Annotated in this window: 7 protein-coding genes; all 7 read right to left on the reverse strand. The window is 75.9% G+C overall.

Annotated features, from left to right (window positions below):
- Positions 1-237: 237 nt before the first annotated feature.
- From MHY85_RS18680 to MHY85_RS18710, 7 genes are read right to left on the reverse strand one after another with little or no spacing between them, the layout of a single operon-like run.
- Positions 238-1,572: a M20/M25/M40 family metallo-hydrolase gene (locus MHY85_RS18680; protein ID WP_239199377.1), complete on the reverse strand. Its 1,335-nt coding sequence runs from the start codon at positions 1,570-1,572 to the stop codon at positions 238-240.
- Complete coding sequence (locus tag MHY85_RS18685) at positions 1,569-3,290, reverse strand: ABC transporter ATP-binding protein (protein WP_239199380.1); 1,722 nt, start codon at positions 3,288-3,290, stop codon at positions 1,569-1,571. The genes MHY85_RS18680 and MHY85_RS18685 overlap by 4 nt, the downstream gene beginning before the upstream one ends.
- Positions 3,287-4,222, reverse strand: a complete 936-nt coding sequence (locus MHY85_RS18690; protein WP_239199383.1) for an ABC transporter permease — start codon at positions 4,220-4,222, stop codon at positions 3,287-3,289. The genes MHY85_RS18685 and MHY85_RS18690 overlap by 4 nt, the downstream gene beginning before the upstream one ends.
- On the reverse strand, positions 4,219-5,196 hold the full coding sequence (locus tag MHY85_RS18695) for an ABC transporter permease (RefSeq protein ID WP_308191437.1): 978 nt from the start codon (positions 5,194-5,196) through the stop codon (positions 4,219-4,221). Before MHY85_RS18695 ends, MHY85_RS18690 begins: the two co-directional genes overlap by 4 nt.
- Positions 5,178-6,809 (reverse strand): ABC transporter substrate-binding protein, encoded by a 1,632-nt coding sequence (locus MHY85_RS18700; protein ID WP_239199385.1) that lies wholly within the window; start codon positions 6,807-6,809, stop codon positions 5,178-5,180. The genes MHY85_RS18695 and MHY85_RS18700 overlap by 19 nt, the downstream gene beginning before the upstream one ends.
- Before the next feature lie 44 nt (positions 6,810-6,853).
- The gene (locus tag MHY85_RS18705; RefSeq protein WP_239199388.1) at positions 6,854-7,984 is read right to left on the reverse strand and encodes an LLM class flavin-dependent oxidoreductase; all 1,131 of its coding nucleotides are present in this window, start codon (positions 7,982-7,984) and stop codon (positions 6,854-6,856) included.
- A 14-nt stretch (positions 7,985-7,998) separates the two neighbouring features.
- Entirely contained in the window at positions 7,999-9,114 is a 1,116-nt protein-coding gene (locus MHY85_RS18710) for an LLM class flavin-dependent oxidoreductase (RefSeq protein ID WP_239199390.1), read from the reverse strand.
- Positions 9,115-9,227: the final 113 nt, after the last annotated feature.

Below are 9,227 nucleotides of genomic sequence, written 5' to 3' on the forward strand. Positions count from 1 at the left end.
GTGAGCACGGCGACGAACCCGGCGACCGGGGCGCGGGCGGCGGGGACGACGCACCCGCGCCCCGGTCGTCTCAGGGGTGGCTCCGCGGCACGCCCCCGGGCCGGAGGGGGGCGCGACGTGCTGACACCCTCTCTACGGCCCGCTCGCCCCGGGCGGATGCACCGGGGGCTCAGGAAGTCCGCCGGTCCGTCCCCGTGCGCCGCGGCGCCCGGGACGCTCCGCGCGCCCCCGCCGGGACTAGCGCAGGAACCCCGTGACGACGTCGTGCAGCGCCGCCGTGGTGAGCGCGAGGCTCGCCACGTCCACGCGCTCGTCGTGGCCGTGGAACAGGCCCCGCCACGTCCCCGCGTCCCAGTGGGGCGAGAGCAGGCCGAAGCCGTACGCCGGCACCCCGCGCCGCCGGTAGAACCGGCCGTCCGTGCCGCCGGTGCCGAGCGTGGGCAGCACGGGCGCCCCGCCGGTGCGGTCGCCGACGGCCTTCTCGATCACCCGGTAGAGCTCGGTGTCCGTCGGCGACAGGGACGGCTCGCCCCACCGGTCGCCCTCCACGACGACGTGCGGCGCGAGGTCGCCGACGGCCTCCGCCAGCAGCGCGTCCACGTCCGCCGGCCGCGCCCCGGGGAGCACCCGGATGTCGAGCGTGATCTCCGCGTGCCCGGGGATGACGTTCGGCTTGCCGCCGGCGTGCAGCACGGTCGGGGCGACCGTGGTGTGCGTGGTCGCGTGCGCCACGGGGGCGATGGCGCCGAGCAGCGGGAGCACCTCGTCGAGGCGGTCCGGGTCCAGGGCGGCCGCCCGGACGTCCGCCGGCAGGTCGAGCGCGTCGACGTACCGCCGCCACAGGTCGCCGATGACGACCGGCCCGCGCAGCGCCGCGATCCGCCGCACCGCCTCGGCCGCGATCACGATCGCGTTCCGGCTCCCCCACGGCCCCGAGCCGTGGCCGGGCGTGCCGACGACCCGCAGCTGCCGGCCGGCGCCGCCCTTCTCCCCCACGGCGAGCGTGCGGTGCGCGCCGACCGGGACGCCGCCCGACTCGGTGAGCACGTGGTCGGCCCGCACCAGGTCCCAGCGGTGCGTGGTCAGCCAGTCGACGCCCCACACGCTGCCGTGCTCCTCGTCCGCGACCGCGGCCAGCAGCAGGTCCCCGGACAGCCGCGCGCCCGACGCCGCGACCGCCCGGGTCACCACGGCGTACGCGGCCGTCAGCCCGAGCATGTCGATCGCGCCCCGCCCCCACACCCAGCCGTCGACGAGCTCGCCGCCGAACGGGTCGCGGGTCCAGCCGTCCGGCTCGACGGGGACGACGTCGGTGTGCCCGACCAGGCCGAGCGACGGGGCGCCCGGGACGCGGCCCGCGATGCGGGTCACCAGGGACGCCCGGCCGGGCTGCGGCTCGACGATCTCCAGGTCCAGGCCGGTGCCGTCCAGGTAGTCGGCGATCGTCCGGGCGTTGCGGATCTCCTGGCCGGAGTCGACGGTGCCCTCGTTCACGCAGGCGTTCCGGATCAGCGCCTGCAGCAGCTCGGTGGTCTCGCCGGCCAGGCGGGCGGCGTCGGGGAGGGCGGTCATCGGGCCGCCGCCGGTGCGGTGCGGGGGCGGGGGCGGCGGCCCGGGATCGCCGCGACGAGCTCGCGGGTGTAGTCCTCGCGCGGGTCGAGCAGGATCGCCTCGGCGGTGCCCTGCTCCACGAGCCGCCCGTCGTGCAGCACACCGACGTGGTCGGCGACCCGCCGGACCACCGCCAGGTCGTGCGAGATGAACAGGTAGGTCAGGCCGTGCTCGGCCTGGAGCCGGACCAGCAGGTCGAGGATCTGCGCCTGCACGGACACGTCGAGCGCCGACACCGGCTCGTCGAGGACCACCAGGTCCGGGCGCAGGGCGAGCGCGCGGGCGATCGCGACCCGCTGCCGCTGCCCGCCCGAGAGCTCGCGCGGGCTCCGCCGGGCGGCGTCGGCGGGCAGGGCGACGTCGGCGAGCAGCTCGCGCACCCGCTCGGCGCGCTCGACCCGGGTGCCGACGCCGTAGGCGCGCAGCGGCTCCGCGATCACCTCGGCGACGGTGAACCGCGGGTCGAGCGACGCGTACGGGCTCTGGTAGACGACCTGGAACCCGCGGCGCAGCCGGCGCAGGGTCTCGCCGCGCGCGCCAGTGACGTCCTCGCCGCGGAACCGCACCCGGCCCGCGGTGGGCTGCTCCAGGTGCAGGGCCAGGCGGGCCGTCGTGCTCTTGCCGGAGCCGGACTCGCCGACCAGGGCGTACGTCGTCCCGCGGTCGACCCGCAGGCTCACGCCGTCGACGGCGACCAGCGAGCGCGCGCCCGCGGCGCCGCGCGGCCGCGGGAACTCCTTGCGGACGTCGACCAGCTCCAGCACCGGCGCCACCTCGGCGGCGGGCGCCGCGGGGGCCCCGGTCGCGGTCGCCGTGGGCCCGGACGCCACCAGCCGCCCGTCCGCGAGGCTCGGCGCCGCCGCGATCAGCTGCCGCGTGTACGGGTGCCGCGGGGCCCCGAGCACCTCGTCGGCGGTGCCCTCCTCGACCACCACCCCGTGCTCCAGCACGACGATCCGGTCGGCCCGGTCCGCGGCGACCCCGAGGTCGTGCGTGATGAGCAGCAGCGCCGTCCCGCGGTCGCGGACCAGCGTCTCCAGGTGGTCGAGGATGCGCCGCTGGACGGTGACGTCGAGGGCGCTGGTGGGCTCGTCCGCGACGACCAGCCGGGGCCCCGCCGCGATCGCGACGGCGATGAGCACCCGCTGCCGGAGGCCGCCGGACAGCTGGTGGGGGTACTGCCGGGCCCGCGCGGCGGGATCGGGGACCCCGGCCTGCTCCAGCAGGGTGACCGCGCGGCGGCGCGCCTCCCTGCGCCGGGCGAGCCCGTGGATGACCAGCACCTCGGCCACCTGGTCGCCGACGCGCTGCACCGGGTTGAGCGACACCGTCGGGTCCTGCGGGACCAGCCCGACCTCCCGGCCGCGGACCGCCTGCCACTCACGCTCGGTCAGGTCGGACACGTCCCGCCCGCCGAGCCGGATCCGGCCGCCGGTGACCGACCCGCCGCGGGCCAGCAGGTGCAGGGCCGCGTGCGCGGTCGTGCTCTTGCCGGACCCGGACTCGCCGACCAGCGCGACGACCTCGCCCGGCCGGACCCGCAGGTCCACCCCGCGCACCGCCCGGTACACCTGGCCGTCCCGGGTCCGGTACCCGACCTCGAGGCCCTCGACCTCGAGCACGGGCGTCGCGTCGGCGTCGACCCGCGCCGGGGCCCGGTCCTCCTGCACCTGCGTCACTGGTCCTCTCCCGTCGTCTCGAGCGCCCGCGCGACCCGGTTGGCGGACAGCACGACCGCCACGATCACGAGCCCGGGCAGGGTGGTGAGCCACCAGGCGGTGGCGAGGTAGTCGCGGCCGCCGGAGATCAGCGACCCCCACTCGGGGGTGGGCGGCGGCGTGCCGTAGCCGAGGAAGCTCAGCGCGGACACCGCCAGCACCGCGCCGCCGAACTCCAGCGCGACGAGCGCGAGGACCGGCCCGGCGGAGTTCGGCAGCACGTGCCGGCCCAGCACCGACCACCAGCGGGCGCCCGACGCGCGGGCGGCCTCGACGTAGACCGAGGTCGACGTGCGCAGCACCTCGGCGCGCATGACGCGGGCGAACGTCGCCACCGCCCCGACGCCGACCGCCACGGCGATCTTGGTCGGCCCGGTGCCGAGCGCGGTGATGATCGCCAGCGAGAGCAGGATGCTGGGCACCGCGAGCAGCACGTCGACCGCGCGGCCCACGACGTCGTCCACCCAGCCGCGCAGGAACCCGGCCAGCAGCCCGAGGGCCGACCCGACCACCAGACCGACGACCACCGCGAGCGCCGTGGTCCGCAGGGACAGCGAGGCGCCGTGCACGACCCGGGTCCACACGTCGCGGCCCAGGTGGTCGGTGCCGAACAGGTGCTCGGCGGACGGCGGCAGCAGCCGGTCGGCCGGGACGCCGGTGATCGGGTCGCCGGACGCGAACACCGCGGGCGCGGCGGCCCACGCGGCGACCAGCAGCAGGACCAGCCCCGCCACCACGAGCCCCGGGCGGCGGAGCAGGTACCGCCCCGCCCGCGCGGCCCACGGACCGGCGGACCCGGCGCCCCGCGCCCGCCCGTGCCGCAGGATCGACCGGGCGTCCTCGCGGTCCGCGATCTCGATCCCGTCGGGGGTGCGGGTGGTCGTGGCGGTCACGCGGCCACCGCCTTCCGGGTCGGGGCCCGCTCGATGCGCGGGTCCAGCAGCGGGTAGAGCAGGTCGACGACGAGCGTCGTGACGACGAACACCAGCGCCGAGAGCGCGACGACCGCGAGCACCACCGGCACGTCCTGGGTGTTGACCGACTGCACGGTGAGGCGACCGAGCCCGACCCGGGAGAACACGGTCTCGGTGACGACGGCCCCGCCGAGCAGTCCGCCGACCAGGACGCCGAGCATCGTGAACGCCGGGATCGCCGCGTTGCGCAGCGCGTGCCCGAGCTGCACCCGGAGCCGCCCGGCCCCCTTGGCGCGGGCGGTCTCGACGTACGGCTCGCCGAGCGTGCCCCGCAGGCTGCGGGACAGCACCTGCGCGAGCTGCGCGCCGGGCGGGATCGCGAGGGTCACGGCGGGCAGCACCAGGCTCTGCCAGCCGGCGTTGCCGATCGCCGGCAGCAGGCCGGCGCGGAACGACAGCCACTGCAGCAGGACGAGCCCGATGAAGAACGTCGGCAGCGCGACCCCGACCGGCGGCAGCGCCGACAGCACCTGGCGCAGCCACCGGCTGCGGGGCAGCACGCTCGCCACCGCGAGCGCCGTGCCGCCGAGCACCGCGAGGGCCAGGGCGACGCCCGTCAGCAGCAGGGTCTGCGGCAGCGCCTGCGCCACCAGCGAGCCGGCCGGCGCCCCCGACTGGTACGACGGCCCGAAGTCGAGCCGGACCGCGCCCCCCAGGGCGTCGGCGTACTGGACCAGCACCGGCCGGTCCAGCCCGTACCGGGCGCGCAGGTCGTCCAGCAGGGCCGGGTCGACCGACGCCACCTCCCCGCCCGACCCGGCGGCCAGGGCCGCCGGGTCGCTCGGGAGCAGGTAGAGCACGAAGAACGCGATGGTGAACGCGGCCCAGAGCACGAACAACCCCTGGGCGGCGCGGCGCGCGACGTACCGGGCCATCAGGACGGGTCCACCCACGCGCCGTAGAAGTCGAGCCGGCTGGAGCCCTCGAAGGTGAGCCCGTGCACGCGGTCGGCGGCGGCGATCGTGGTCGACAGCTCGTAGACCGGGATGGCGTGGCCGTGCTCGACCAGCAGGCGGGAGGCCTCCTCGATCAGCTGCCCGCGCTCGTCGGGGTCGGTGGCCGCGGCGGACCGGTCGAGCAGGTCGTCGACCTCCTCGGCCGGGCGGTCGTTGATGTTGCGCGCGTTCGCCGAGAAGATCAGCCGCAGCACGTCCGGGTCCGACCGGGTGAGGTTGTAGTAGTCGAAGTCGAAGTCGCCGCTCTCCTTGATGGCGGTCGACTCGGCGATCTCGACGTGCTGCAGCTGCAGGTCCACGCCGATCTGGCGCAGCTGCTGCTGCACGAGCTCCAGCGGCGCCGGGTCCTGCCAGAACGTCACCGTGGTGGACAGCTTCTGGCCGTCCTTCTCCCGGATGCCGTCGTCGCCGACCACCCAGCCCGCGTCGTCCAGCAGCTCCTCGGCGCCGTCGGGGTCGTAGGCGAGCAGGTCGCCCAGGTCCGCGGCGAGCGGGGTGGAGTGCGAGAGCACGCCGGTCGCCGCCTGGTCGCGCTCGGTGAGCACGGTGTCGACGATCTGCTGCCGGTCGATGCCCTTCGAGATGGCGACCCGCACGGCCTCGTCGGACGCGAGCGGGCTCGACTCCTTCGGGAACAGCTGGTACGCGACGCCGGGGTTGGCGCGCTGCTGCAGCCAGAAGCCGTTGCCGTCGAACTGCGGCTGGTCGACGGCCGCGATCGCCGCGGTCGCGTCGATCTGGCCCGAGGCCAGGCTGCCGGCGCGCACCGACGACTCCGGGATGACCTGGAACGTCACGGTGTCGAGGTAGGCCTCGCCGGTGTGCTCGTCGGCCTCCGACGACCAGTCGTAGCCGGGCACTCTTGTCAGGACGATCTCCTGGTCCTGGGTGTACGACTCGACCTGGAACGGGCCGGAGCCCACGTAGTCGCCGGCGCAGCGCTCCTCGGGCGTGAGGTCCGCCGAGGCGGGCGACAGCAGGCCGAGGGAGAACGTCGAGGTGGCCTGGAGGAACTGGGCGCTCGGCTGGGCGAAGTCGACGGTGAGCGTCTGCGCGTCGGCGACCGTCGTGCCCTCGTAGCCGACCAGGTACTGCGAGCCCAGCGACGCCGTGGCGCCGAGCGCGACGATCGCGTCGAAGTTCGTCTTGACCGACTCCGCGTCGATCGGGGTGCCGTCCGCGTAGGTGGCGCCCTCGCGCAGGTGGAACGTGTAGCTCGACGCGTCGTCGCTCACCTCCCAGCTCTCGGCGAGCCACGGCACGATCTCGCCGGTGTCCGGGTCCTGCGCGGTGAGCGAGGCGACGGTCTGCCGGGCGACGGCGATGGCGTCGTTGTTGCCGACCTGCTGCGGGTCGATGCACCGCGAGTCGACCGTGATCGCGAACCGGAGGTCGCCGCCGGCCACGGGCTCGGCGTCGGCGCCGGTCGAGGCGTCGCCGGACCCCCCGCCGCTCCCGCCGGAGGAGCAGGCGGCGAGCAGCAGGGCGGTGGTGGCGAGCGTGGCCGCGGCGGCGGGGCGGGCGCCCCGGCGTCGGGTGGGCGTGGTCATCGGTGCTCCTGGGATGGGGTGGGGTGGTGGTCGGGGGTGGCGGGTCAGCCGGCGACGGGAACGGCCGGAGCCGCGTGGTCGACCGCGGTGAAGCCGGCGGCGCGGCGGGGGTCGGCGGCGCTCCACAGGTCGGTGCGCACCTCGGCGCGGACCAGCGGAGCGACCTCCTCGGCGAACCGGCGCAGGACGTCCTCCTGCTCGGCCGGGTCGAGCAGGTGGTTCACGGAGACGGACTGCAGGACGTGCCCGTAGGTCGCGTGGTAGTCGAGGATCTTCTCGGCCACCCGCTCCGGGGAGCCGACCAGGGCGGGGCCGCGCTCGACGGCCTCCTCCAGCGTGCGGAAGGACGGCGCCTTCCCCACGGCGTCGGCGCCGTAGCCCCGGCGGGCCGCCGCCTCGACCTGGCCCTGGTAGAGCGGCCGGTACTGCGCGACGGCCGCCTCCGTGGTGTCCGCGAGGAACAGCCCGCCGGAGCCGGAGCCGACGTACGCGCGGGCCGGGTCGTGGCCGTGCGCGGCGTACCGCTCCCGGTAGTGGTCGATGAGCGCGGCGTAGTTCTCCCGCGGCTGCAGGGCGTTCGCGGTGACGATCGGGTCGCCCCACCGCGCCGCGAGCTCGACGGCGAACCGCGAGGTCGCCGAGCCGTGCCAGATCCGGAACGGCCCGGCGTACGGCCGCGGCAGCGTGGTGGCGTGCTCCAGGCGGTGCCGGTGCCGCCCCTCCCAGGTCACGTCCTCGGAGGACAGCAGCAGCCGGAGCAGCTCGTAGTTCTCCGTCAGGTACTCGTACTGCCGGTCGATGTCGAGTCCGAGCAGCGGGTACTGCAGCACCTCGTTGCCCTTGCCGATGACGATCTCGAGCCGGCCGCGGGACAGCTGGTCGACGGTCGCCAGGTCCTCGGCCACGCGCACGGGGTCGAGCAGCGACAGCACGGTGACGCCCGTCGACAGCAGGATCCGGCTGGTCGACGCGGCGATCGCGCCGAGGATCACCGTGGGTGCCGACGACAGCACGTCGCCGGCGTGCCGCTCCCCCACGGCGAACGAGTCGAAGCCGAGCTCCTCGGCCAGGACGGCGTGCCGGACGGTCCGGGCGAGCCGGTCGGCCGGCGGCACCGCCTCGCCCGTGACGGGGTGCGGCGGGTTGAAGACGATGTCGAGCAGCTGGAAGCGCACGGCCGGCCCCCCGCTCAGGCCGCGGCCGACGCGGCGGCCTCGCGGTCGCGCGCGGCGACGCCCTCGCGGACCAGCGGGATGACGTACCGGCCGAAGTCGACCGCGTCGTCCAGCAGGTCGTAGCCACGGGCCGAGATGACCCGGACGCCCCGGTCGTAGTACGCGAGCAGCGCCTCCGCGACCTGCTCGGGCGTGCCGACCAGCGCGTTGGAGTTGCCCGCGCCGCCGGTGGCCTTCGCGGTCGCGGTCCACAGCACGGAGTCGAACCGGTCGCCCTGCGCCGCGATCTCCAGCAGCCGCTGCGAGCCGGCGTTCTCCGGGGCGTCGACCGGGTGCCGCGTGCTCAGCACACCGCCGAGCGCGGCCTTGCGCGCCTCGATCGCGTCGAGGACCCGGTGCGCCTTCTCCCAGGCCAGCTCCTCGGTCGGCGCGATGATCGGCCGGAACGCCGCGTGGATCCGCGGCGGCGTCGCGCGGCCCGCGGCGGCGGCCTCGGCGTGCACCCGGTCGATCTGCTCCTGGGTGCGGTCCAGCGGCTCGCCCCAGACGGCGTAGATGTCCGCCTCCGCGGCGCCGACCCGGAACGCCGCGTCCGAGGACCCGCCGAACGAGATGGTCGGCACGTGGCCGTCGACGGGCCTGGTGTCCAGGTGGAAGTCGGCGAAGTCGTAGAACCGGCCGTGGTGGTCGAACGGCTCGGCGGAGGTCCACGCCCGCCTGACGATCTGGATGTACTCCTGGGTGCGGGCGTACCGCTCGTCCTTGGTCAGGGTGTCGCCCTCGCGGCCCTGCTCGTGGTCGTTGCCGCCGGTGATGAAGTGCACCGAGAGGCGACCGCCGGACAGCTGGTCCAGGGTCGCGAACGTCTTCGCGGCGTAGGTCGGGTACGAGACGTTCGGCCGGTGCGCGAGCAGCAGCTCGATCGAGTCGACCCGGGAGGCGACGTAGGCCGCGAGCGCCGCCGGCTCCGGGCCGGACGACCCGTAGGCGAACAGGACGCGGGTCCAGCCGTTGTCCTCGTGCGCCCGGACGATGCGCTCCAGGTAGCCGGGGTCGAAGGGCCGGGTCGTGGCGGCGCGCGTCTCGGACGCGTCGTTGGTGGTGGCGATGCCGAGGAACTCGACGGGCATGGCGGGGTGCTCCTTCGTCTTCTTCCCGCCGAGATAGGGCCTGCGCGCCGAGATAGGGCCGCGCGGGGTCCTATCTCGGGGCGGGGGTCCTACCTCGGCGCGGGGTGCGGGCG

The organism is Cellulomonas sp. ACRRI (assembly GCF_022346185.1).
Taxonomy (GTDB): Bacteria; Actinomycetota; Actinomycetes; order Actinomycetales; family Cellulomonadaceae; genus Cellulomonas.